Raw genomic sequence first — 24,708 nt, 5'->3', positions numbered from 1 at the left:
CCGGTAGGGCCTTTTTTCGTATCACGTATCACGACGCACGTACCACGAGTTGAAACCTAACAGGTTTTTAAAACCTGTTAGGTTTATCTAGTCTTGCATCTGGATTACTCAAACGTTCGGTACTTAATAAAGTAGTACAGCGTGGTAAAGTTAAAGATGGAGTAAAGTATTCCGGCTAGGAAAAGCGCCGATTGCAGCCCGTATAGGTCGATGCACCAGCCGTAGATTGGTCCCATAACGGCAAAGATGATGCGGATGGTAAAGTTTCGTATAGAGAGCACCGTTGCCCTCACGCTCGACTCGGTAATACGGTTAACGTAATCCTTAAGCGTTGGTGTGGCAATGCCTCGGGCTATGTAGAAAAGTAGTAGGAAGGATAATCCCGGAAGCCAAACCTTCATGCCTAGGAAGATGTAGGAGAGGCTTAGTAGTACGGTAAAACCCGTAACCGTTGCAATAGGGCCAAAGCGCTTCTCAACCCTAAAGGCGTATGCCGAGCTGATGCCTACCACTAGGTTAAGGATGGTCCAAACAATGCCGTACCACTCCACCGAAAGGTTGGCGCCCTTAAAGTAGGGTTGGGCAATCCATGCCATAGTAAGGGTTGATGCCCCCGTGAACGACGAGAAGAGCGTGTTCCACTTCTGCTTTGGGTTGCTGTGGAGCGTCTCCTTTATAATGCCAAAGATGTCGGTCCAGTTAAGCTTTGGTCGCTCTGTTTTTAGCGGCGGCTCTACCAGTAAAAACGATGCAGGTATGGCCCAAAAGGCAACGAATGCCTGTGCGTAGTAGGGATAACGAACTGAAAGCACGGCCAACAGACCTCCGGCAATGCCGCCAAAGGCCTCGGCAAAGTTGCCGATAGAAGTAGTCAGTCCCTCGTAGCGGTTGTACTCCTCCTCCTTTTTGGCATGGATAAGCGAGTCGTAGAGAAGGGCAGAGTCGGCTCCCGAAATCATGCTTTGCCCGATGCCAAGCACAATTTCTGCCACCATAAATCCCAGAAACCCATACGAAAAGCTGTAAAAGAAATAGCCAAGAAAGCCAAGTACAGCGCCAATAATCATCGATTTGCGTCGGCCAATAACGTCGGCAACATAGCCCGATGGAATCTCCCACGCCACAATCGATACCGAATATATCGCCTGAAGGATGAACACTTCGTGCATGCTTAGCCCGTGCGCATTGTAGAAGAGCACTACAATGGGCATGATAAGCATAAACCACTTCGAAATTTTAATAATGTAAAGGTTGATAATGTTGCTGCGAAGGTTGTAGTGCATATCGGGAAATTTTGCTGCTGCGAAGATAGCTTATCGCCCAAAATTACCCTTTCGGGGTGGATGATTATACCCTGAAAAATGAGCGAAAAGTTGGAGCGTCGGACAAAATTTGACGTTTTGACCCATTTTTTCGATAAGATTTGCTCTTTTAGGGAGCCTTTTTTCGGAATAATAGCAGGTTTAATAGATGAAAGTAATCCGTAAAAAAACATTGCTATTTTTTTGCTTCAAGGGGTGTTTCTATTCTTAAATTTAATGGAAAGGTTTCTTTTTGGTTTAAATAAAATAGAGTTCCAACCGGTACGAGATTAAGGTTAATCAACGTTTAATAAATCGGTAAAAGTATATTTAACTTTAATTTGTAGTGTGTTGTAAGGTGTATGCTATCAATAATATAGGTGGGGGATATTTTGGATAAAGTTGAATGTTGGTTGTGGTTTTAGTTTGAATGGATTTGTTTTGGAAAAAATGATTCATACATTGCAAACGTACAAACAAGGAAAACGGGTCATGCGGAATTTTAGCCTACATATTATTATTCTAGACATTATTGTGGTCTCAAAATCACAGTCCGGGAGTTGTATGTAGAATTAGAAAAATTCAGCTGAACCTTCCGGATAACCGCGAAGGTTTTTTTTTGACCATTAATTAGGAAACGGCAATAATACGAGTACGATGAAAGAACTTAAAAACTTACTAAGTCTATTACGGAATGTGATTCACCTACCTCTAGTAGGTCGAATTGTTATGCTCGTGCTCGTAGTCATTATTATTATCGTCATTCTACCGAATGGGTGAGACTGGAGTATAGTATAGCAACAATACGGAATCCTGTCTCACCACAACGAGACAGGATTTTTTTTTGATGAAAAACCAAGTTCTAACATAGAGCCAATTTCAAGTGTGAATCAGTACGGGAGATGTTCCTCGGCAGGTTGAAAATTGGAGAGAATTAAAGGGATTAAAGAAAAATGAACGGCATGAGTAACAATTTGAAAGATCAACTTTTTAGAAGCGAGCAGCCGATAACAGGTGCTGAGTCAATCCTTCGATCGCTGATTTGCGAAGGAGTAGATACCATGTTTGGCTATCCTGGAGGTGGCATAATGCCAACCTATGATGCCCTTTACGACTACCAACACCTGTTGAGACACATCCTTGTACGTCACGAGCAGGGGGCCATTCATGCAGCACAAGGCTACGCAAGAAGTTCGGGGAGGGTAGGTGTCGCAATGGCTACTTCGGGGCCTGGTGCTACCAACCTGATTACTGGCATTGCCGATGCGTTTATCGACAGCACTCCTGTTGTTTGCATTACAGGTCAGGTTGGCGGTAAGCTGATAGGTACCGATGCCTTTCAGGAAATTGATATCGTAAACATAGCGCTTCCAATAACCAAGTGGAGCGTTCAGGTTAAGAGCATTGAATCTATTCCAGAGATAATTGCTCGTGCCTTTTACATTGCACGTAGCGGCCGTCCGGGGCCTGTTCTTATAGATGTTCCAAAAGATATTCAGTTTGCGAAAGCAACTTTCCGATACAGCAAATGCGAGGAGTCGAAGGGGGTAAAGGTTAAGCCAACCCTTAACGCGAATCAGGTTAGCGAAGCGGCAAAGCTGCTCAATACCTGCTCAAAGCCTTTAATGCTGGTTGGACAGGGCGTTACTATATCGAATGCCGAAGCGGAGCTGCTGAAGTTTGCCGAAAAGAGCGGTTTCCCTATAGCTGCGACGCTTTTGGGTCTTTCCGCTTTCCCTGTAGATCATCCGCAGTACGTTGGGATGTTGGGGATGCACGGCAACTACGGTCCAAACATGCTTACCAATGAGTGCGATTTGCTTTTAGCCGTTGGAATGCGCTTCGACGACCGCGTAACTGGCGATTTGAGCCGCTATGCAAAGGGTGCAAAGGTGGTACACATCGATGTTGATGAAGCCGAACTCGGAAAGATTGTACGTTGCGATGCTCCAATCCTTGCCGATGCAAAGGAGGCGCTTACGGCGTTGACCGAGATGGTAGAGGTTCGCAGCTTTAAGGATTGGAGGGCTAAGTTTAACAGCTACATGGTGGAGGAGAAGTGTAGAGTCATTGAAGGACAGCTCTACCCCAAGCAGGGCATAACCATGGGTATGGCTGTAAGAACCGTTGGCGAAGTTACAAAGGGCAATGCCGTTGTGGTTACCGATGTAGGGCAGCATCAGATGGTAACATCGCGCTACTACCCATTTACTCAAAAGCGCAGCCTGATAACATCGGGTGGATTAGGAACGATGGGCTTTGGTCTTCCTGCTTCAATGGGTGCTGCAGTGGGTGCATCGAATCGTACAACAGTATTGTTTGTTGGCGATGGTGGCTTGCAGATGAAGATTCAGGAGCTGGGAACCATATCAACAGAGAATATCCCCGTTAAGGTTGTGCTTTTGAACAACAACTTCTTAGGGATGGTTCGCCAGTGGCAGGAGCTGTTCTTCGAGCGTAGGTACTCGTTTGTAGAGATGTCTAACCCCGATTTTGGGCTAATCGTTGAGGGGTACGGAATTCCCTTTAAAAGAGTCTCAGACCCAACTGAACTCGAAGATGCGGTGAAAAAGATGCTGGGGCACAACGGTCCATACTTCCTAGAGGTGCTGGTCGAAAAGGAGGACAACGTTTTTCCAATGGTGCCTGCCGGATGCGCGGTAGATGAAGTTAGGTTGAAGTAGGTGTAAATCGTATAAATTTTAGCATATGAAAGAGCATTTTGAAATGGTAATCCATTCGGCTGAGCACGTAAGCTTGCTTACAAAGGTGTTGATGATGTTCAGCCGGCGGCAGGTTGAGGTAGTTAGTGTTCAATCGCAAGATCAACCCGGTGGGTATCTCTACCGAATCGTATTTAGGGCTGGCCGCGAAGAGGCCGGAAAGCTACTGCAGCAGGTTAAACGGGCAGTAGATATTCTTGAGGCGCATCTTGCCTACCACAGCATGGCCGAGATGCCGCTGAAAAGTCAGCGCACAAGCAGAATTGTCCACGTAAATGTGGCTTAATCAATATTTTTAGAAACAACTTAAAAAGAGCATAAAATGGCATTACTTAATTTCGGTGGAGTAGAAGAGAACGTAGTAACCCGCGCAGAGTTTCCTTTAGAGAAGGCATTAGAGGTATTAAAGAACGATACTGTAGCTATTCTTGGCTATGGCGTTCAAGGACCCGGACAGGCGCTGAACCTTCGTGATAATGGCTTTAACGTAATCGTAGGTCAGCGTAAGGAGTCGGCCAGCTGGACTAAGGCTATTGCTGATGGTTGGGTTCCTGGAAAAGATTTGTTCGATATCGAGGAGGCATGCAAGAGGGCAACCTATATTCAGTTCCTTCTTTCCGATGGTGGTCAGATTGATGGTTGGGCTACCGTTAAGAAGCATCTTACTGCAGGTAAAACCCTAGGCTTTTCGCACGGTTTCGGCATCACCTTTAACGATCAAACCGGAATCGTTCCAGCTGCAGATGTTGATGTTGTTTTGGTTGCTCCAAAGGGGTCGGGAACATCGCTTCGTCGCCTGTTCCAACAGGGTAAAGGGTTAAATTCCAGCTACGCTATCTACCAAGATGCTACCGGAAAAGCATACGATAAGGTAATTGCCTACGGTGTTGGAGTTGGATCAGGATACCTCTTCGAAACCGACTTTAGGCGCGAGGTTTACTCCGATCTTACTGGCGAGCGTGGCGTACTTATGGGGGCTATTGCCGGAATCTTCGAGGCGCAGTACGCTGTTCTTCGCGAAAATGGTCACACTCCATCGGAGGCATTCAATGAAACCGTCGAGGAGTTAACCCAAAGCCTTATGCCGCTGGTTGCCGAGAATGGTATGGACTGGATGTACGCCAACACATCGGTTACCGCTCAGCGTGGTGCGCTCGACTGGCGCCATAAGTTCCGCGAGGCTACCCGTCCGGTATTCGAGGACCTATACCAAAGCGTAAAGGAAGGTAAGGAAGCAGCAATAGCAATAGACGCAGCTCGCCGTCCCGACTACCGCGAATCGCTTGCTAAGGAGCTAGCCGAAATCCGCGAGAGCGAACTTTGGAAAACAGGGAAAACAGTTCGCGGACTTCGTCCGGAGAATGCGTAAGTAGTAATAACATAAAGAGAATGATTCTTGAGGTCAACGTTTCAGGAATTATTCTCACTGTATAAGTGGCGTACAATTCCCTCCAAAGGAGGGAATAACGTGCCGTTAATTTATGCAGGTCCGTATTTTGGAAAATTTTACGCTTTTAGTATCAACCGCAAATGACAAATTATGACAGCGGCACCAACCCTAACTTGGGTTCCAACTATTGATGATGTACTCGACGCCAAACAGCGACTTTCGGGTGTTGCTGTTCGTACCCCTTTGGTGCCAAACATGCAGCTTTCGAAGCGGTACAAGGCTAATGTTCTTCTAAAACGGGAGGATTTGCAGCCCGTCCGATCGTACAAGCTGCGCGGTGCCTACAATAAGATTGTCAGCCTGGGCAGCGACGAGTTGGCTAACGGGGTAGTATGCGCAAGCGCAGGTAATCATGCACAAGGTGTAGCTTATTCGTGCAGCGCTCTAAAGGTTAAGGGAACCATTTTTATGCCCGAGCCAACACCCAAGCAGAAGGTAAAAAAGGTGCGGATGTTTGGAGGCGAGTTTGTGGACGTACGCATCGTTGGCGACACCTTCGACGATAGCCTTGCTGCTGCCGTAGCCTTTTGCCAAGAGCATAAGGCGCAGTTTATCCATCCCTTCGACGATGCGAAGGTGATTGAGGGGCAGGCTACCGTTGGCCTCGAAATCTTTGAGGATTGCAGCGAAAGTATCGACTACATCGTTGTACCTGTTGGAGGCGGTGGCCTAATATCGGGGATAATTGGGGTGATGCAGCAGCTGCATCCCAACGTAAAGATTATTGCCGTTGAACCCGAAGGCGCACCCTCGCTCCGAAGGGCGATAGAGGAGAAGATGCCCGTAACGGTTGACGAGATTGAAACCTTTGTGGATGGCGCTGCCGTTAAGCGTATCGGCGATTTGACTTTTGGCGTATGCTTTAATAGCATCCATCGGGTGGTTAACGTACCCGAAGGTAAGGTGTGCACCACCATGCTCTCGCTATACAACGACGATGCCATTGTAGTGGAGCCTGCCGGAGCGCTTTCGGTTGCTGCGCTCGACTACCTTGCCCCCGAAATTGCAGGTAAAAACGTGGTGTGCATCCTTAGCGGAAGCAACAACGATATCACCCGCATGGAGGAGATCAAGGAGCGTTCGCTGCTGCACGAGGGGCTTAAGCACTACTTCGTAATTCGTTTTCCGCAACGTGCCGGGGCGCTAAGGTACTTCGTAGAGCACATTCTTGGGCCTAACGACGATATCACCCACTTCCAGTACAGCAAGAAGACCAATCGCGAGAAGGGGCCAGCTGTGGTGGGGATTGAGCTCAAGGATCAGGATGACTTTGAGCCGTTGCTCCAACGCATGAAAGCTGCTCGCTACTTTGGCGAGTACCTTAACGATAGCCCGCATCTGTTTGAACTGATTGTATGATCTGTAAATAGCACGAAGTTATACGGAAATAAACGGGAGTTAAACGGAATAGATTTGAAGTTAAAAGAAGTGGAGCGTAGCGACATCCCTCCTTAGCGGGATTAGAAGGATGCTATTCTCAACATGTTTTGGATAAAAGCCTCCGTGCTGCTCTGTGATCTCTGAGACTCTGTGCTGAAGCTGTAACAAACAACAAAAAAGCCCTAGAACATGCTTCTACGGCTCATAAGAAAGCTGCATATCCGCCAAAGGGGAGGTTGGTCGGAGGTGCAGCTTTCGCTTTTTTTGAATTCAAGGAGCAACAAAAAAGGCTGCATTGAAAGATCTTTTTAAAACGGCCTGGATTAAAAACAATGAATACAAGAAACATCATCTTTCAACGCAGCCTCCTATTCTTATTAGCTTCTTTGTATAACCATCTAAGAAACGTTTGGCTTGACTAATAGTTATTTAAGGAGTGCTATACTTGGTTAAGGATGGTGCTTGATGGTTATTTATTCTCTCTATGATTTGCCTAGTACGATTGGTATAACCAAGGCAAATAGTCTGACGCTTGGAGATAGGCTTCTTTGGGATTCAGACCCATTGCTGTTGTCTGATATACGGCTTATCCCGTAAAATTAGTATACGATGCGAATGAAATAAAAAAGCGATCTGAAATGTTTCAAATCGCTTTTTTACAAGTTGATGAAAGATTTAATTAATCTCGTTCATATAGGATACTATCTTAATCAAATCTTCTTTTTTCTTAAACGATAGATCTTCCTCCTTTATTCGTTTTTTTAGAAGATCGCTTTTATCTCCTAGGTTGTCAAATATGCTTTTACCTTTTTTGTCAATTTCAATGATAGAATTTCCAATAGTAATAAAGTATTTTTCATTTAATTCTAATTGGTCATTCCTATTACCAACGTCTAGAACAACATTATAGTTTGAACTAATTCTCTTGATGTAATATAAAACTAGGAGGCTTGCTTTTCCTTCTGCTAGAACTTCAAAATAGTTTTTTGAGATGTCGTTCTTATCCGTTTTATAAGAGCTGTAGATAAACTTCCTATTTCCCATTTTTACCTCTCTAATACTTTCAGGAGAGTTAATTGAATACTCAACATCTTTGTATAAGTAGTGCATCTCTTTTTTATATGCATTTAATCGAAGATCTATGGAATCAATTATAGTACCATTATTCATTGTAATATTACCTTTTGTCCACTCTTCAGAAAGATATTGAGACCCGTCAACACCAATTATATTTTCGCCTTTAACAATTATATTGCTACCCGGAGGAAATGCAACGTCGACATTGGGTCTTATTACGGCAACGGTTTGTGAGTATGTGAAAAAACCGTTTAAAGAGAAACTTGCTAATAGAAAAGAAAATAGCACAAGTTTTTTCATGATTGTTTTTGATTTTGTTGATGAAATTATGGATTGATTGTCAACTTTTGCAACAAAGTATTTTGTTTTTATGCTGTTTTTTCAAAGTGCGATTTGTAATGTGCTGAATAGCTTTTGTACAAATTGTTCAGAACCTTACTGCAAGTAGCAGCATAAGAGAAAGAGGCACTTTGCTATGAGGCTCCTTTTACTCGGTATCCGCTTCGGGATTTTGACGTTCCCCTTCGGCCTTTAGGGTTTTCTCCTTCTTCTCGTGGCGTACGCCGATGTCAATAATCTTACGGGCCGACTGGTAAGCGTTGTAGAACTCGGGCTCGCGGCGGCGCATAAGCTCCATCTGATGGTCGATCTGATCGGTGAGCAGCTCCTTGGCCTTACGGATAATCTCGTTCATCGACATTTTAGCCGCAACGCGGGTAGACTCCTCGCTGCGAGGCGTTGCCTGCACAGCTGTAAACTGTCCGATTAGGGTTTCGAGCGCTGTGATATCCGCAGCCATATACCCGTAGTCCTCTAGCTTCTTCGCGTTAGCCTTCGCCAAGGCGAGCACCGTTTTTCCGGTGGTTATTAGCTGATCGTCCTTCATCTTCTCCAAGCTCGACTCCGTGTGCTTTACCGCCTGAGCCAATTCCGCATTCTTTTCGTAGTTGGCAATCGAAATCAGCCCAGAGCAGCAGAGGAAAAGCTCCTCCTCTAGGTTATCTCTGGTTTCGTTTTTGGTGATGGCCGCTGCCAGTATATCCTTATCCGCATCTACGGCGGCATCGTCTATCATACCGACAATCTCCATGTAGGAAGGTACCGACTTGGCTAGAACTACCGACGTAGCCCATTTTGCCTGATTTTGCCCAAGCACCAGCGAGGTGGACTTAAGCATTCGTACTGAGTTTGCGGTTTTCTTCTGCATAATCATATAGTTTAGGTTATAGTATAGGCAGCTACCCGAAGAAAGAAGGCCGACTGCCGGTTTGCTTTTCTGAGTTAGGCGCTAGCATAGGGGCATGGCAACAGCGAAACGAACCCTGTCGCCTCCGAAATGAAGCTTGGCTGCTCCGAAACGAAGCTTGAACATGACGCAATGACATGTGATGCTGACGAAATGACGTTTGGCGCTTCCGAAATGAAGCTTGGATGCTCCGAAATAAAGCTTGAACATGACGCAATGACATGTGACGCTGACGAAATGACGTTTGATGCTTCCGAAATAAAGCCTGGCTGCTCCGAAATCAAGCTCGACTGCAACGAAATGAATCCTAGCTGAACGGAAATTGATGCGGGTGCCCCGAAGCTAAGCTTGGCTGCACCGAAAAGAAGGTTGCCAGTAGCGAAACGAACCTTGGCGCTCCCGAAATGGAATGCGCCCTTGCCGAAACCGAGCTTGCCGCCTCGGCGAAGGCTCCGACCCGCCTTGCTGCGGCAGCGGAAGAAGAAAGCCTATTTTCTAAACGTGTAGCTAATGGCATATATGTATGATCTAAATAAGGTGATGGCAGCTAAGTTATAAAATGTATTTTCACCTGCAAGCAATAATTAAATGTTAGCTAATAAACTTTTACCGCCAGTTACTCTACTACCTCCTAAAAAGCCACCCGAACCTGCGGTGCTCCCTAGCGCTGGCCTGCCACCCCGTAGAATAGCGGGTTGAGGGTGCTTAGCTGAAAGCTTTTCTTGCTACATTTACGGCCGGCCGTACGGGCCGCTAAGCGTTGCGCCGGTGTTCGGCTATGGGCGATAGCCTGCAATGTTAGTACTGACGAAAGGCAACAGCCTTTGCCAAACAAGGGCAGAGCCTATGCTTAGCGGGGCAGAGGGTTATTATCATTATACAGCTACATCAGAAAACTCTACAAACATAATACTATGAAAAAATTGAAGTATTCATTGATGCTGGCGTTTACTGCGCTACTCGTATCGGCAGGCTACGCGCAAGGCCTTGGGGGAGGATCGAAGTTCCTTATCGATACCCTGCAAAGCCGCTACATGAACGAGCCTCGCGTCATCTGCATTTACCTCCCGAAAGATTATTCGGATTCGGTTCCGTATCCGGTCGTATTTGCCACCGATGGGCAAATGATTACCGATGGGCGCTATAGGGTGCTGCTCGATTCGCTGATTGACCGTAAAATTATTCCGCCCATTATTCTAGCGGGCGCTTATTCGAATGAGAAACCTGTACCCGTTAACTTATCCTACAGGCACTATGAGTACGTGGAGACAATGGGATCGGCTGATGATCCGAAGCTAAAGGATTTGTTCGTCAACCATATTGGCTTCTTTGCGGAGGAGCTGATTCCGTATATCGAAAAGCGCTACTCAGTATCGAAGGAGCGGAGCAGCCGGTTCTTTTACGGCGCCTCCAACGGGGCCGGCTTTGGGATCACGCTAAGTAGGATACATCCCGAGCTCTTCTCGGAGCTTATCTGCTTTTCGCCCTTAGGCGAGAAGGTAAAAAGCATTAAGTGGAGGCCCAATATTTCGCCCACGCTGCATATCGCCTACGGCAGCAACGAGGATTTTGCGATGGATAAATACCAGGCGCTGGTAAAACGGCTGAAAAAGCAAAAGTACCGCTATACGGCAATCGTCTACGACGGAGGGCACGAGCGGCTGAAGTGGGAACGGGAATTCGTAAGGGAGCTTGGGAGCATCTTTGCGAGTAGAAGATGAGCTGGCGGGGCGACATCCTTCTGTTAGGGTAGCAGCAGCAGGCCTTAATCGGTAAGCGTTTGTGCTGAGCCTATGCTTCGCAGGGGCCAGTTCCTTCGCTCGACGGCGATCCGTTCGTACGTTTTTTGCGGGGCTGCACCGCAAGGTTTTCGCGCTCGCATCGTCTAAAGGTGAAAAATAGGCAAGGGGGCGCGTCCGTTTTATGTGGGACCTCCCCCGCGCAAAAATAAACCTAACCGATGAAGAAACGTACTACTGCACTACTTGCGCTTGGCTTGCTGCTGTTTGGAGAGCCGCTGCTGGCCCAGTCGCCTGCCGAGCAGCGCGGGCTCGATGCCATAACCGTTAATGCCTTGAAGGCTCCGCTAGACTTCCTGGCTTCGCCCTTAATGGAGGGGCGCTACTCTACCGAGAAGGGAGCGGTGCTTGCGTCGGACTACATCGCATCGATGTTTGGCGTGTACGGCATTCAGCCTGCCGGCGATGCTAAGAGCTACTTTCAAAGCTTCAATCTTGTAAGATATTCGCATCCCCAAAACGAGGCTATGGAGATTGCCTTTGGGGGCAGCACCTTTATGCCAACGCCTAATGTCGACTACTACATCAAAAGCCGCAGGGTGCTCAACAGCTTCCGCATCGATGGTGATGCGGTTTATGCTGGTTATGGGCTATACCTTCCAGAGTTTGGCCTTGATAGCTACGGTAAGGTAGATGTTAGGGGTAAGGTAATTGTGCTCTTCCCTTACGGCGAGGAGATCCTTAAAACGGACATCTTTAAGTCGAAGACGCTTACCCCAAAGCAAAAGCAGGATATTCTGGATAATGCCACCAGCGAGGCCAAGCGTCGTGGGGCTGCTGCAGTTGTGTACATCACCAATGGTTCGGAGCTAGCCAATACCGTTCCTTACATCGGGAAGGCTCGTAGCGTTGCCGATGATATCCTGGCCTTGCCCAACGATTCGACATCGGTAGCGCCTGTGGCCTTCAACCTTTCGAGCGTTTTTCTTCGTGCTGCTCTTGGCTCGGTTGGCGTTAATGCAGATAAAGCGCCTAGCTACGTATCGGCCAAAGCGGCGCCCCTAAAAGTGCGCATCAAGGTAACGGGCGATGTTTCTGGAGGCGAGCTCTGCAAGGTGCGCAATGTGGTAGGCGTTATTCCTGGCGAGGATACCACCCGCTGCATCGTTGTTGGGGCGCACTACGACCACTACGGCTTGTGGGGCAGCACGCTATTCCCTGGTGCCGACGATAATGCCTCGGGAACCGTTGGGGTGCTAACCATAGCAAAGGCGCTAAAGGAGTCGGGCATTAAGCCTAAGGTGAGCATCGTGTTTGGCCTTTGGACCTGCGAGGAGAAGGGGCTTTGGGGATCGACCTACTACAGCCGCAACCCCTACATCGCCATGGATAAAACGCAGCTCTACATTAACTACGATATGATTGGCCGCTCGTACCCCAAGGATACGCTTAGCCGCGAAGCCTACTTCTTCTACTACGAGAAGCAGCCTTCGATTAAAGAGATTACCGAGAAGACGAATGCCGAGATGGGCAATATCCTTAGCCTACGCTCTCGTGCGTCGCTGGGTGGCCCCGGTAGCCGTAGCGACCATGGTCCGTTTTCCGTTCATGGCGTTCCGTTCATAGGATGGATGGCCGCTTTTCACGACGACTACCACACGCCCAACGATACGCCCGATAAGATTGACTACCGGAAGCTGCAGAAGGTTGCTCAGCTGGGCTTTCTGAATCTGGTGCGCTTCTCAACAAGGTAATGCATCTGTTTATAGTTTGTCCTGATTATGCAATAGAAGGCGTTTTGGTATAGTAAGAGAACAAGGGCGATTGGAGAGGTTTCTACCAATCGCCCTTGTTATTTTGCTGTTTAATGATGCTAGTTTAGCGTATTGGCATACGTTACAAGTTTGATTAAATCTTCCTTTTTTTTGAGAGATAAATTATCTTCTTTGATCTTGGTTTTTATTTGATCACCTTTAATTCCTGCCAATTCCATTAGGTTTTTCCCTTTTTTATCATGCTCAATGACAGTGTTGCCTCTTCTTATAAAGTATTTTTCGCTTAGAACCAACCGATCATTTTTTTCTCCATAATCTAAGGCCTGATTGTAACTTGACGGTTTTCTTATTATGTAGTGTAGAGCTAGAAGATCTGTTTTGCCTTCAGCCAAAACTTCAAAGTAGCTATACAAAATTGTAGACCCTTCTATGTAGGGACTATAAATGAATTTTCTATTGCTGATTATTATCTCTTTGATGTTTTTAGGAGTACTAATCGAATATTCGATTCCTTTGTCGAGATAGTGCATCTCATTTTTATATGCGTTTAAACGAAGATCAATAGAGTCTATATAATTTCCGTCATTTAAAGTTATTCGACCTTTGGTCCATTCTTCTGAAAGGTATTGAGAGCCTGTAACTCCAGGAATCCTTTCCCCTTGAACGATCACATTGTATCCGGGGGGAAACTTAATTTTAATGTTTTGAGCATTCAAAGAAATGTCCTTAAGAAGTAGAATCGAAAAGAAAATAGTAACTAAAGCGAATTTGTTCATAGTTGTTTCTGTTTTAGTTGAAATTAGTGTTTATTGGTTTTAAAATTAGCGAATTTTTGTTGCGTTGAATTTTTCCGTTGTGTTATTTATAGCTTAAATATGTATTTATGGCATTTTGATAGTGCTTTACCACATAAAGAGGCATAAGAGGTGTTTTGGGGTAGGTTTATAGAAGTGTAGGATTTACTGTAGATTCAAACAACAACACCTGTTTTTTATCCATTATTAAAGGATGTAGCCTGCACCAATAGCGATAAGATGCTACTTTTGCAGGTAAAATTTATTAAGTAATGCGTAGTATTCTATTTAAGGAGATTAGCACGTTCTTTTCTACCATTACCGGGTATGTGGCTGTAGGCATATTCTTGGCTATTACCAGCTGGTTTATGTGGGTATCACCCGGCGAGTACAACGTTATCGATGGAGGATTTGCCTCGCTCGATACGCTCTTCTTTATAGCCCCCTGGGTGTTTCTGCTGCTGGTGCCTGCGGTTACCATGCGCATGTTTGCCGAGGAGAAGAAAACCGGAACGGTGGAACTGCTGCTTACCCGTCCGCTTACCGACCTACAGCTGGTGGGCGGTAAGTTCCTAGGTGCGGTGGTGCTGGTGCTGATAGCGTTAATACCCACGCTCATCTACCTCTTTTCGGTATACCAGCTGGCCAACCCCGTTGGCAATGTTGATATGGGAGCCATGTGGGGATCGTTTATTGGGCTGTTCTTCTTAGCGGCCGTATACGCGGCAATTGGCGTATTCTCTTCGTCGCTTACCGACAACCAAATCGTGTCGTTTATTCTGGCTGCGGTGCTTTGCCTGTTCATGTACATTGGCTTCGATTCGCTGGCATCTTTCCCTTTCCTCAAATCGGTCGACAGCATTGTAGTGAGTTTTGGAATCAACGAGCACTACAAGTCGATGAGCAAGGGGGTAATCGATTCGCGCGATGTGATCTACTTCGTTAGCGCCATTGCGGTGTTCGTCTATGCTACGATGCTCAAGGTACAATCACGAAACTGGAAATAGGGATAAAATGAAGAAGCTATTCATAATATCAAGCGGACAAAAAGCCAAATCGCTTAAGACGCTAGCCCTTTTTCTGGGTGCAGTGCTGGCCGTAAATCTAGTGGCATCATTTCTATATTTTCGCCTCGATCTTACCTCCGATAGCCGCTTTACGCTCTCGCAGGTTACCAAGGATAAGCTAAAACAGGTGAAGGATGTGGTATACGTTAAGGTATACCTCGATGGCGATATGCCCATTGCCTTTAAAAAGATGAAACGCTCCGTAAAGGAGATGCTCGATGAACTTTCGGCCTACAGCGGAGGAAACCTTCAGTACGAGTTCGTCAATCCTGCTGCCGAAGGAGGGAAAAAGCAGAACGCCCTTTACGAGGAACTCTATAAAAAGGGGCTACGCCCGGTTAACGTTCAGGAGAAAAATGCCGAAGGCGGCATAAACCAGCGAACGCTATTCCCTGGTGCTATCGTAAGCTACAATGGCTACGAGATCGGCATAAACCTGCTTACCAGCAATTCGAGGGTTAACCCAGAAGAGGCTATTACCATCGGCGTTCAAAACTTGGAGTACAGCTTCATATCGGCTATCGATATGATCATGAAGAAGGAACTACCCAAGATTGCCTTCATTCAGGGTCACGACGAACTTGATGCCCTTCATGCGCAGGGAGCCCTTCAGGTGCTTTCCGAGCGCTTTAATATCGACTCCGTTTCCATTCGTGGCCGTATGGGGGCGCTCGATGGCTTCTCGACTGCTATTATTGCTAAGCCGCTAAAGAAGTGGAGTGAGGCCGACAAGCTGGTTCTCGACCAGTACATCATGCGCGGTGGTAAGGTAGCATGGTTTATCGATGCGGTAACAGTGAACGACGATAGCTTGGCTACAGGAGAGGTTACCTTTGGTCTTGTTAACGAGCATAACCTCGACGATCAACTCTTTAAGTACGGCGTGCGCATAAACCCAACCGTGCTGCAGGATGCGCAAAGCATACTAATACCGGTGAATATGGCCGTGCCGGGCGCTCAACCACAGTTTGTTCCATCACCTTGGTACTACTACCCGCTGCTCAACGCTCCTGATGATAATATCATTACCAAAAATCTGAATGTGGTATACTCCAAGTACCCTTCAAGCATAGATACCGTAGGGGTAGGGCATGATATAAAGAAGACAGTGCTGCTTGGTACCTCGCAGTACGCTCGCGAGATTCAGGCGCCGGTTATGGTAAGCCTTGCTCAGGTAACGCGCAAGTTTAAGCCCGGCGACTTCAACCGTGCATGGGCACCGGTGGCTATGCTGCTCGAAGGACAATTTACTTCGGCCTTCCAAAACCGGATGGTACCCGGTGTTGTTGCTAATGGAAAGCCCTTGGTTGGCAAAAGTAACCCGACTAAAATGGTGGTAGTTGCCGATGGTGACATCATCCGCAACGACGTTACAAGACGTGCTGATGGCGTAATGCCTTATCCGTTAGGCTTCGATAAGTACATGAATCAGCAGTTTGGCAATAAGGACTTCCTGCTGAACGTAATCAGCTACCTTAATGATGATACTGGGCTTATGCAGATACGTAACCGCGAAATGGTTATCCGTATGCTCGATAAAAGCAAGATTTACACCCAGCGTAGCCTGTGGATTGCTATTAATACGGCTATTCCTATGCTGCTGTTGGTAGTTTTTGGTGTTGTATTTATCATGCTCCGTAAGAGGAGGTATGCAAGGTAGGTTAGGCTAGAGGTGTTGCTTATGCACTGCCGAGTGTAGTAATCTTTTAATTCTCATTCATGTCGAAAAGGATAGTTTGGATATCGATTTTTATTGTTGTTTTAGGGGCGGGCTTTGTTGCGGCTTACTTATACACCGACATTATTACCAGCTCTAAGGGTTTTGCCGTTAAAGATGTTAATTCGCTTACGCGAATCGTGATAGAAAAGGATACCTCTAGCGTGGTTCTCGAAAAGCGTAATGGCGTTTGGTTCGTAAATGGGAAAGGAGAGGTAAAGCCAATGATGATTCAGCAGCTACTCTACTTCCTCGAAAATGTTGAGGTAAAAATGCCGCTACCGAGAAAAGTTAGAAAGGATGCGGCTTTGGCGCTGGACGAAGGCTACACCATAACAGCTGAGGCCGATGGACGGGTTGCTACCAAGTTTAGAGTTGCGGAGTTTCCGAATCCCAGTATAGGCTCAATTGGTGTTGTAGATGGTAAGGCTAAGATATATCTGCTTCAAATACCGGGTTCTAACTACAGCCCTGCATCTACGCTGTCGGTAAATCCAGCCGAATGGCATCAGAATTTGCTGCTTTCGCTTATGCCGAGCGATATCGTATCCATCACGGTGGATAACTTGACAAAGCCTCAGCGCAGTTTTAAGCTATTCCGAGGGACGGACGGCAACTTTCATCTATACGACATATACAAGCAGCAGGAGGTTCCCGATTTCAACGCAGAGCAGCTTGACTTCTACCTTTCGCTATATAGGGAGCTGGGCTTTAAGCAACTGGTTAAAATGGATGAGTTTGAGCTGCGCACGTTGGTGCTTTCCGAGCCGGAGGCTATTATCAGCATCGCATCGGTCGATGGCAAGTCTGAGGTGTTTAAGCTATACCTGATGCCTGTTGGCGACGAGTACGACGCCTACGGCCGACCGCTTAAGTACGACCGCGATAAGCTTTACGTGATTTTCGATGGCGACAAGCAGGTTGTAATGGCAAACTGGGTAGATTACGACATTCTTTTGCAGGATGTTCATTTCTTTTTAATAACTAATTAGGGAAAGGGGTAGCATCTACCCCTTTTTTTTGTATACTTGAATTCTAAAGTGCAAAAGAAAATACTTTTGAAAATTAAATAATTAAGGAATGAAATTCGTAGTATCCAGCACCGAACTCTTGAGCCACCTACAGCTTATCAGCAGGGTGATTAATAGCAAGAATACGCTTCCTATTTTGGACAACTTCTTGTTTATGCTCCACAACAACGAGCTTAAGGTTACTGCTTCCGATTTGGAATCCACCATGGAAACCACCCTCCATATTGAGAATGTGGTGGAAGAGGGGGATATTGCTATTCCTGCAAAGCTGTTGACCGACACCTTGAAGGAGTTTCCTGAGCAACCTCTTACATTTATCGTAAACCCTGAGAATCTCGATGTAGAGATTAGCTGGGAAAAGGGTAAGTTCAACATCCCTGGTGCTAGCGCCGAGGATTTTCCCACAGTCCCACTTATTAAGGAGGAGTCGAAGTTTGAGGTTGGCATCAACCCCGATGCCCTTCTCGATGGTATTACCAAAACCGTGTTTGCTACTGCCGACGACGAGCTTCGTCCGGTAATGAACGGTATCAACATCGACTTCGATACCGAATCGGCAACCTTTGTTGCTTCGGATGCTCATAAGCTGGTTCGCTACAAGAGAACCGATGTTCATCCTTCGGGGGCTGCCTCGTTTATTCTTCCTAAGAAGCCAGCCAACCTGCTAAAGGCACTTTTGGCTAAGGAATCTAACGATGTTGCTGTTGCATTCGACTCTAAGAATGCTTCGTTTACCCTTACTAACTTTAAGCTGGTATGCCGCTTGGTGGAAGGAACCTACCCTGCCTACAACTCGGTAATCCCAACCAATAACCCTAATAGGCTTACCATTGATAGGGCAGAACTGCTTAACTGCGTTCGTCGCGTGTCGGTTTGCTCTAACCAGGCCAGCAACCTTATCAAGCTTAAAATAAACGGCAACCAGCTTACCGTTTCGGCGCAAGACCTAGACTTTTCGATTTCGGCTATCGAGCGCCTTAGCTGTCAGTACGAGGGCGACGATATGGAGATTGGCTTCAAATCAACCTTCCTTTCCGAAATTCTTGCAAATATCGAAAGCGAAGAGGTGGTTTTGGAACTTGCTGATCCATCACGTGCAGGCTTGATCCTTCCGACTACCCAAGTTGGCGAATTCGACGATACGCTTATGCTGCTAATGCCTATGATGATTAACGCATAGACAGGCTTCTTAAGATACCTAAATATCCAAAAGGGTTATTTGATTTTACAGGCAAAAGCTGGTAAGTTGCAAGTAATCCTTTTGGATTTTTTATTTCTATAAGGAAGAAGTTAAACGGGAGTTATACCGGAGTTATACGGAAGTTGAAAGGGACGTTAACGAAAATAGAGAATGCATAATCATGGCGCTATACCCTGCTCGTTTAGTTAAGGAATTGCTTGCTCTCGGAGTGTCATCGCGTGCTTGTCACGGGATTTAATGAGTAGCCCGAAGGTTGTAGCAAAGCAGAAATCCCGAGAAGCGGGGGCTTTTTAGAATCTATTGGATTTCTTTTCTATATTCCGGGACTAGCCAGGAATGACAGCCCTTATTGAATGTAGAGCATAGCTAACAACGTTGATCCAAAATCTAATGTCTAACGTCTAATGTCTAAAATCTATTAGTCGATGAAAATTGTAGCAACCGATCTCGATGGAACGCTTCTTCCTAATGGAGGAAAGGTGTCTAGGAAGGACTTAGATACCCTTAGGATGCTTGGCAATAGGGGAGTAGTTCGTGTTGTTGCAACAGGGCGGTCGTTCTACGCCATTCTGAGGAATATCCCCCGCACGTTTCCTATCGACTACCTCATTTTTTCAACAGGTGTTGGCGTTATGGATTGGCGAACAGGTGAAATCATTTTTAGCGCTCAGCTATCCTCGAATCGGGTTAAGCATCTGGTAACGGAGCTTACGCGTCATAACCTCGACTTTATGCTGCACAAGCCGGTTCCCGATACGCACCACTTTTACTACTCGGCTACCGAAAATCCCGTATCCGACTTCCACGAGCGCATGCGGCACTACCCCGACTACTGCTTTCCTTTAGGGGCTGATGAGTATCCCGAGTCGTGCCAGGCGCTGGCCTTTATTGAACCCGATCTGGATCGTTTCGAGCGAATTGCTGCCAGCCTTCCCGATTTTAAGGTTATCCGAACCACATCGCCCATCAACGGCGAAAATATGTGGGTAGAGGTGTTCGACAAGAATGTGTCGAAGGGCCATGCGCTGGAAATGTTGGCCTCTAAGCTCAATGTCTTGCCCAAAGATGTAATGGTGCTGGGGAACGACTTTAACGATGTGGATATGCTCGATTTTACGCCCAACAGCTACGTGGTGGCCAACGCTCCCGAGCAGCTTAGGCAGCAGCATAGGGTGGTGGCCGATGCATCTAGCTCAGGCTTTTCGCAGGCGGTTAGCCTGTTTTTTAATCAACAGTAGCATTTTTGGCATGGTAGCTGCCGCCGATGCTCGTAAAATATAAGCAATATGAGAATTTCAGTTTTACTTTTGGCTGTGGTTGCAGCTGTGGGCGGATGTACCTCCGCCAAGGTTTCCTCTTCAGAAGCCTCTAAGTCGTCCGCTGCGGTGGTTGCTAACGGTTTTAGCGATACGTTGCTCTACTCCAAGACGTGGAGCATGGTTAAAATTGAGAGCGGCGATAAAACGCTGGTTGTTCCTGCCGAAGAGCCCGCCACGCTGGTCTTCGATCAAAAAACATCCCGCATTCATGGCCGATGCTGCAACAGCTACTTCGGTGTATTCTCTATAAATGGCAATGTGGTGGCATTCGATAAGGTAGGGGCAACCAAGATGCTCTGCATGGGGGTAATCGGCGATATCGAGAACCTTTACCATAGCCTGCTTGCTAGCCCGCAAACAATTACGGTTGATGAATCGACGCTGATCCTAACGTCGGACAAGGGAACCATAACCTTTAGGGCTACGAAGGAGGCGGAGTAGAATTTTGCTACGGGTCTTGGCGATGAGTGGGGACTATAATGGTTTTACCTCCATTTGTCGGTCAACAAATCCATCAAAAAAATGAAACTTGGCCCATTCCGTAGGTCTACAGCTTCGTTTAAAAATAGCTTGGGCCATCCTCCAAAGGGAGAAATGGCCCAGTAGCGTTGAGTCTAAAAGAAGAGTAAACGAGCTCCCTTTGTGCAGGAGGATCACTTTGTCTCGACGAATTCGAGGTTAAGGCTGATGGTTACATCCTTTCCGACTATAGACCCCCCTGCATCGGCAAGTGCATTCCATTTTAGCCCGTATGCCAGGCGGTCGATAATTGCGGTTGCTTTAAACCCGGCAACGGTTCCGCGCTGCGATTTTGCCTTACCTAGGTAGGTAACGTCGAACTTTACCTTTTTGGTAACGTCCCTAATCGTTAGGTTGCCCTCTAGCGCGTACTTGTTGTCCTTTACCTTTCTAAACGAAGTGCTGGTAAAGGTCATGTTGGGGTACTTTCCTGCATTAAAGAAATCGTCGGATTTAAGGTGTTCATTGCGGATGTCGTCGTCGGTGTTGATGCTGTTCACATCGACGGTGAAGCTGATTTTGGCATTGACGAAATTGGGCCATGGGGCGTCGATGGTACCGTTAAACTTGGTGAAGCGGCCTTCAACCTCCGATACCATTATGTGCATAACCGTAAACCTTACCCCCGAGTGCGATGGGTCTACCGTCCATTTCTGCTGCCCAAATGCCGATGCTGAGGCAACCAGTAAAAGCGCTGCTAGTATTTTTTTCATTTTCATTTGTTTTTCTACCTAAACAGCGGTAGGGTTCATTTGTTTAGTGGCGTAAATCGGCATGTAGTCTGCTGTTTCTACCTGATGCTCTGTTCGCCCTTTTTCTAGTATATTTGGGCTTTATTTACCGAAGAGATCATCTGCAATGCGCATCCTACTCGTTACCCCACCGCTAACCCAGCTAAACACGCCATACCCAGCCACGCCCTACTTGGCGGGCTACCTGTCAAAACAAGGAGTTGATGTCTTTCAGCAGGATCTGGGCATCGAGCTTATCGATCGGCTTTTTACGGCAGATATGCTTACAACCATTTTCGAATCGGTTGATGAGGCTAGCGTAACCAGCCATACGGATGCAAAGATTCTGGCCCTTCGCAGTCGATACGTTTCAACCATCGAACCGGTGGTTCGGTTCCTTCGTAGCAACGACCTTACGTTGGCCAACCGAATTGGCAAGCGCGGATTCCTTCCCGAGGGCGATCGCTTTAGGCATATCGCCGATCTCGAATTCCTGTTTGGAGATTTGGGAGTTGTGGATAGGGCTAAGCACCTGGCAACGCTCTACATCGAGGATATTAGCGATTTCATTCGCCGCAACGTATCGCCCCACTTCGAGCTTATTCGCTATGCCGAGTCGCTCTGCATAGCGCTGCCCACCTTCGATAGCCTAAAGGCAATGGTCGATGGTGTGCCCAACCTTATCGATAGGCTAATTGTGGACACATTTTCGGACTATTTTAACGAGGTAAAACCCGATGTGGTTGGTTTTACCATTCCTTTCCCCGGAAATCTTTATGCTGCGCTTGCCTGTGCAAAATGGCTGAAGCAGAACTATTCCAACGTAAAGGTGCTGATGGGAGGAGGGTACGTGAGCACCGAGCTGCGCGACCTCGCTGATCCGCGTCTTTTCGAGTATATCGACTACCTCCTTTACGACGATGGAGAAATTTCTATTCTCCGTCTGTTGGAGTACCTAGAGGGTAACCGAGGCGAGGATTCGTTGGTGCGAACGTCCTTTTTAAAAGATGGTGCCATTGTTAACGTAAGCAACGCGCTCCTAGATGTGCCGGGAGGCGAGCGCCCGGCACCGCTGTACAGCCAGCTGCCTATTGGAAAGTATCTCGATATGGTAGAAACGGCCAATCCAATGCTAAAGTTATGGAGCGATGGCCGCTGGAATAAGCTTATTCTTGCACATGGCTGCTATTGGGCCAAGTGCGCCTTTTGCGATGTAACGCTCGATTACATTAAGCGCTTTGAGCCCTACGATGCCATGGCCATTGTGGATATGATGGAGAACGTAATGGGGCAAATCGGGCAATCGGGCTTCCACTTTGTTGATGAGGCGGCTCCCCCTGCGCTGCTTAAAAAAATATCGCTCGAGATTATTCGCCGAGGGTTAACCGTAAGCTGGTGGGCAAATGTACGGTTCGAGCGCAGCTTTACCCGCGATCTTTGTCTTTTAATGGCTCGAGCTGGATGTATTGCCGTATCGGGGGGGCTCGAGGTGGCCTCCGATCGGCTGCTTGCCCTAATGAGTAAGGGTGTGGACATTAAGCAAACGGCAAAGGTTACCAGCGCCTTTTCGTCGGCGGGCATACTGGTGCATGCCTACCTGATGTACGGTTTCCCTTCAGAAACCACACAGGAAACCATAGACTCACTAGAGGTGGTACGTCAACTCTTCGAGCAGAAGCTTATCCAATCAGCCTTTTGGCATCGTTTTGCCATGACCGTTCATAGTCCTGCCGGCTGCAATCCCGAAAAGTATGGGGCAAAGTTCCTATCGAACAAGAAAAATCCGTTTGCCAATAACGAAATATTCTTTACAGACAACGCAGATACCGACCTCGAAATGCTAGGCGAAGGGTTACGAAAGGCAACCTACAACTATATGCATAGTATAGGTTTCGAGAAGAATGTGGTTACTTGGTTCGACGGTAAAGTCCCACAAACGAAAGTTCCCCCAACGCTAGTTGCCGGATGCTTGGTAACCGTTAAGAACGAGCATTTTCCCGATAGCGGAACCTTGGTATGGCTTGCCGATGGCTACCAACTCTTGCTAACCGATAGTCGTCGTCCAAAGCTGCATATTTTCAACCAAAGCAAAGTGGTTGAGGTGATATTTCGTCTTGAGGAGATCGGATTCTGGGAAGACTTCTTCCTTTTGCTAGAAGAAAAAGGATACTTTATAGGAGTCGAGGAGGTGAAGGCGTTAGCCAAGGCTCATTTAGATAGTGGTGTAGAGGCTATATCTGCATCTAAAGTATGGAAGTCGCTGAGGAAAAACGGGCTGGCTATAGTGTAAACGAAAGACTTTTTTAAGGAACCTTGAGGTGGATGAATTGTAGCATGCTTGGCTACAAAAAGTAAAACAGCCCATGGAAAAACTTAAAAAACTGCATGCGAAACAGGAAAAATGCATTAGTTTTAAGAAATATTGTGTTTTTTTTATAAAAAAATGAGGGGTGCTCTTGATTATTTGGAAAAAGAAACGATATTTGTCTTTGAATTTGTTGCCGTCTGAGTTTCTAGTTAGTTTGTCAGATTATAATTTTTGAAAGTTATTCTAATAGCTAGATCAAATTTCAGAAAAGTCATCGTCGACTCCTCTAAAAGACTCACCGAAAACAAAGGAAAAAAGCTTTAATTTTTTTAGACAAATGAACATTTTTATTTCGAACTTGAGTTTTAGAGTCAATGATGATGACCTAGCACAACTTTTTGAAGAGTACGGACAAGTTAGCTCTGCAAAAGTAATTACGGACAAGGTAACCGGCCGCTCAAGAGGATTTGGTTTCGTAGAGATGGCTTCTGATGAGGAGGCTAATCGTGCTATCGAGGAACTCAACCAAGTTGAGTACGATGGAAGAACAATTTCTGTATCTGAAGCAAAGCCAAGAGAAGATAAGCCAAGAGGCTCTTTTGGTGGCAACAGAGGCGGTGGAAACCGTGGCCCAAGAAATCGCTACTAATCAACTCTTACAATAAAGAAAAGGTCGTTCAATTTGAACGACCTTTTTTTGTATTTATACCATTTGCTTACTCAGTAAGTTCTCCTTTCCCTTCCCTCACAATTTCAGTTTCGGCGCCTGTGCAGTCAACAACCGTTGTAGCAACGTTCCCACCGTATCCACCATCAATAGTTAAGTCTACAAGATGCTCAAAGCGTTCGTGGATTAGTTCCGGATCGGTAGTGTACTCTATAATTTCGTCGTCGTCCTTAATGGATGTGGTGATAAGAGGTTGTCCTAGGGCTGCGGTTATGGCTATCGGAATAGGGTTATCGGGGATGCGGATGCCAATGGTCTTTTTCCTGTCCAAAAAGGTATCTGGTATTCGGTTGGATGCCGGCAGGATGAAGGTAAAAGGTCCAGGTAGGTTTTTCTTCATCAGCTTAAAGGTGGTGTTGTCGACTCTTGCGAACTGGGATAGATTGCTTAAATCAGTACATATTATAGAAAAATCAACATCCTTTTGCTTGAGCCCTTTTATTTTAAGGATGCGTTCGAGCCCTTTTTTACTTTTTAGGCTGCAACCAAGCGCATAAACAGAATCGGTGGGGTAAATGATAACTCCATCGTTCTCGAGCACTCTTACCACCTCATTAATTTGGCGCTCGTTTGGATTTTCAGGGTAAATTTTGACTAACATGC

The 24,708-nt window shown here is 46.6% G+C and carries 20 protein-coding genes; 14 read left to right on the top strand and 6 right to left on the bottom strand.

All coding sequences use genetic code 11. The annotated features are described in order from the left end of the window. Positions 1-104 precede the first annotated feature (104 nt). A complete protein-coding gene (locus CLV25_RS11565; protein ID WP_131839813.1) occupies positions 105-1,283 on the bottom strand; it encodes an MFS transporter in 1,179 nt (392 codons plus the stop codon). Between the two features lie 980 nt (positions 1,284-2,263). On the opposite strand from CLV25_RS11565, the gene ilvB reads away from it, so the two are divergent. The 4 genes from ilvB to ilvA all read left to right on the top strand — a co-directional run bounded on the left by ilvB (position 2,264) and on the right by ilvA (position 6,833). Continuing rightward, positions 2,264-3,985: a biosynthetic-type acetolactate synthase large subunit gene (ilvB, locus tag CLV25_RS11560; protein WP_131839812.1), complete on the top strand. Its 1,722-nt coding sequence runs from the start codon at positions 2,264-2,266 to the stop codon at positions 3,983-3,985. A 25-nt stretch (positions 3,986-4,010) separates the two neighbouring features. After that, the gene (locus CLV25_RS11555; protein WP_131839811.1) at positions 4,011-4,310 is read left to right on the top strand and encodes a hypothetical protein; all 300 of its coding nucleotides are present in this window, start codon (positions 4,011-4,013) and stop codon (positions 4,308-4,310) included. 36 nt (positions 4,311-4,346) lie between these two features. After that, on the top strand, positions 4,347-5,393 hold the full coding sequence (gene ilvC / locus CLV25_RS11550; RefSeq protein ID WP_131839810.1) for a ketol-acid reductoisomerase: 1,047 nt from the start codon (positions 4,347-4,349) through the stop codon (positions 5,391-5,393). Between the two features lie 171 nt (positions 5,394-5,564). Beyond that, complete coding sequence (gene ilvA, locus CLV25_RS11545) at positions 5,565-6,833, top strand: threonine ammonia-lyase (protein ID WP_131839809.1); 1,269 nt, start codon at positions 5,565-5,567, stop codon at positions 6,831-6,833. Positions 6,834-7,529: 696 nt separating this feature from the next. Here the strand turns inward: ilvA and CLV25_RS11540 are convergent. Together CLV25_RS11540 and CLV25_RS11535 are read right to left on the bottom strand one after the other, a co-directional pair. After that, entirely contained in the window at positions 7,530-8,231 is a 702-nt protein-coding gene (locus CLV25_RS11540) for a hypothetical protein (RefSeq protein ID WP_131839808.1), read from the bottom strand. Between the two features lie 187 nt (positions 8,232-8,418). Next, positions 8,419-9,138 (bottom strand): hypothetical protein, encoded by a 720-nt coding sequence (locus CLV25_RS11535; protein ID WP_131839807.1) that lies wholly within the window; start codon positions 9,136-9,138, stop codon positions 8,419-8,421. A gap of 953 nt (positions 9,139-10,091) precedes the next feature. Here CLV25_RS11535 and CLV25_RS11530 point away from each other — a divergent pair. Continuing rightward, positions 10,092-10,898, top strand: a complete 807-nt coding sequence (locus tag CLV25_RS11530) for an alpha/beta hydrolase (RefSeq protein WP_131839806.1) — start codon at positions 10,092-10,094, stop codon at positions 10,896-10,898. Positions 10,899-11,137: 239 nt separating this feature from the next. Further along, on the top strand, positions 11,138-12,670 hold the full coding sequence (locus CLV25_RS11525; RefSeq protein WP_131839805.1) for a M20/M25/M40 family metallo-hydrolase: 1,533 nt from the start codon (positions 11,138-11,140) through the stop codon (positions 12,668-12,670). A gap of 119 nt (positions 12,671-12,789) precedes the next feature. On the opposite strand, the gene CLV25_RS11520 is transcribed toward CLV25_RS11525, so the two are convergent. Then, the gene (locus CLV25_RS11520; protein WP_131839804.1) at positions 12,790-13,467 is read right to left on the bottom strand and encodes a hypothetical protein; all 678 of its coding nucleotides are present in this window, start codon (positions 13,465-13,467) and stop codon (positions 12,790-12,792) included. A gap of 290 nt (positions 13,468-13,757) precedes the next feature. Between CLV25_RS11520 and gldF the strand changes: the two genes are divergently transcribed. The 6 genes from gldF (at position 13,758) to CLV25_RS11490 (ending at position 20,261) form a co-directional block, all read left to right on the top strand. After that, a complete protein-coding gene (gene gldF, locus CLV25_RS11515) occupies positions 13,758-14,492 on the top strand; it encodes a gliding motility-associated ABC transporter permease subunit GldF (RefSeq protein ID WP_131839803.1) in 735 nt (244 codons plus the stop codon). A gap of 7 nt (positions 14,493-14,499) precedes the next feature. Then, positions 14,500-16,212: a gliding motility-associated ABC transporter substrate-binding protein GldG gene (gldG, locus tag CLV25_RS11510; protein WP_165877072.1), complete on the top strand. Its 1,713-nt coding sequence runs from the start codon at positions 14,500-14,502 to the stop codon at positions 16,210-16,212. A gap of 59 nt (positions 16,213-16,271) precedes the next feature. Next, positions 16,272-17,261 (top strand): hypothetical protein, encoded by a 990-nt coding sequence (locus tag CLV25_RS11505; protein ID WP_131839801.1) that lies wholly within the window; start codon positions 16,272-16,274, stop codon positions 17,259-17,261. An 88-nt stretch (positions 17,262-17,349) separates the two neighbouring features. Further along, the gene (dnaN, locus tag CLV25_RS11500) at positions 17,350-18,480 is read left to right on the top strand and encodes a DNA polymerase III subunit beta (RefSeq protein WP_131839800.1); all 1,131 of its coding nucleotides are present in this window, start codon (positions 17,350-17,352) and stop codon (positions 18,478-18,480) included. 446 nt (positions 18,481-18,926) lie between these two features. Further along, positions 18,927-19,739: an HAD family hydrolase gene (locus CLV25_RS11495; protein WP_131839799.1), complete on the top strand. Its 813-nt coding sequence runs from the start codon at positions 18,927-18,929 to the stop codon at positions 19,737-19,739. 48 nt (positions 19,740-19,787) lie between these two features. Next, a complete protein-coding gene (locus CLV25_RS11490) occupies positions 19,788-20,261 on the top strand; it encodes an META domain-containing protein (RefSeq protein ID WP_131839798.1) in 474 nt (157 codons plus the stop codon). Positions 20,262-20,473: 212 nt separating this feature from the next. On the opposite strand, the gene CLV25_RS11485 is transcribed toward CLV25_RS11490, so the two are convergent. Then, positions 20,474-21,052, bottom strand: a complete 579-nt coding sequence (locus CLV25_RS11485; protein ID WP_131839797.1) for a YceI family protein — start codon at positions 21,050-21,052, stop codon at positions 20,474-20,476. Between the two features lie 145 nt (positions 21,053-21,197). Between CLV25_RS11485 and CLV25_RS11480 the strand changes: the two genes are divergently transcribed. Beyond that, on the top strand, positions 21,198-23,360 hold the full coding sequence (locus tag CLV25_RS11480; RefSeq protein WP_131839796.1) for a B12-binding domain-containing radical SAM protein: 2,163 nt from the start codon (positions 21,198-21,200) through the stop codon (positions 23,358-23,360). A gap of 355 nt (positions 23,361-23,715) precedes the next feature. Continuing rightward, positions 23,716-24,027, top strand: a complete 312-nt coding sequence (locus tag CLV25_RS11475; protein ID WP_131839795.1) for an RNA recognition motif domain-containing protein — start codon at positions 23,716-23,718, stop codon at positions 24,025-24,027. Between the two features lie 67 nt (positions 24,028-24,094). Here CLV25_RS11475 and CLV25_RS11470 read toward each other — a convergent pair whose 3' ends face one another. After that, entirely contained in the window at positions 24,095-24,706 is a 612-nt protein-coding gene (locus tag CLV25_RS11470; RefSeq protein ID WP_131839794.1) for an L-threonylcarbamoyladenylate synthase, read from the bottom strand. Positions 24,707-24,708: the final 2 nt, after the last annotated feature.

Source organism: Acetobacteroides hydrogenigenes, from assembly GCF_004340205.1.
GTDB classification, from domain to species: domain Bacteria; phylum Bacteroidota; class Bacteroidia; order Bacteroidales; family ZOR0009; genus Acetobacteroides; species Acetobacteroides hydrogenigenes.
Note: the sequence above shows the minus strand (reverse complement) of the source record. Positions and strands in the feature narration are given on the sequence as shown.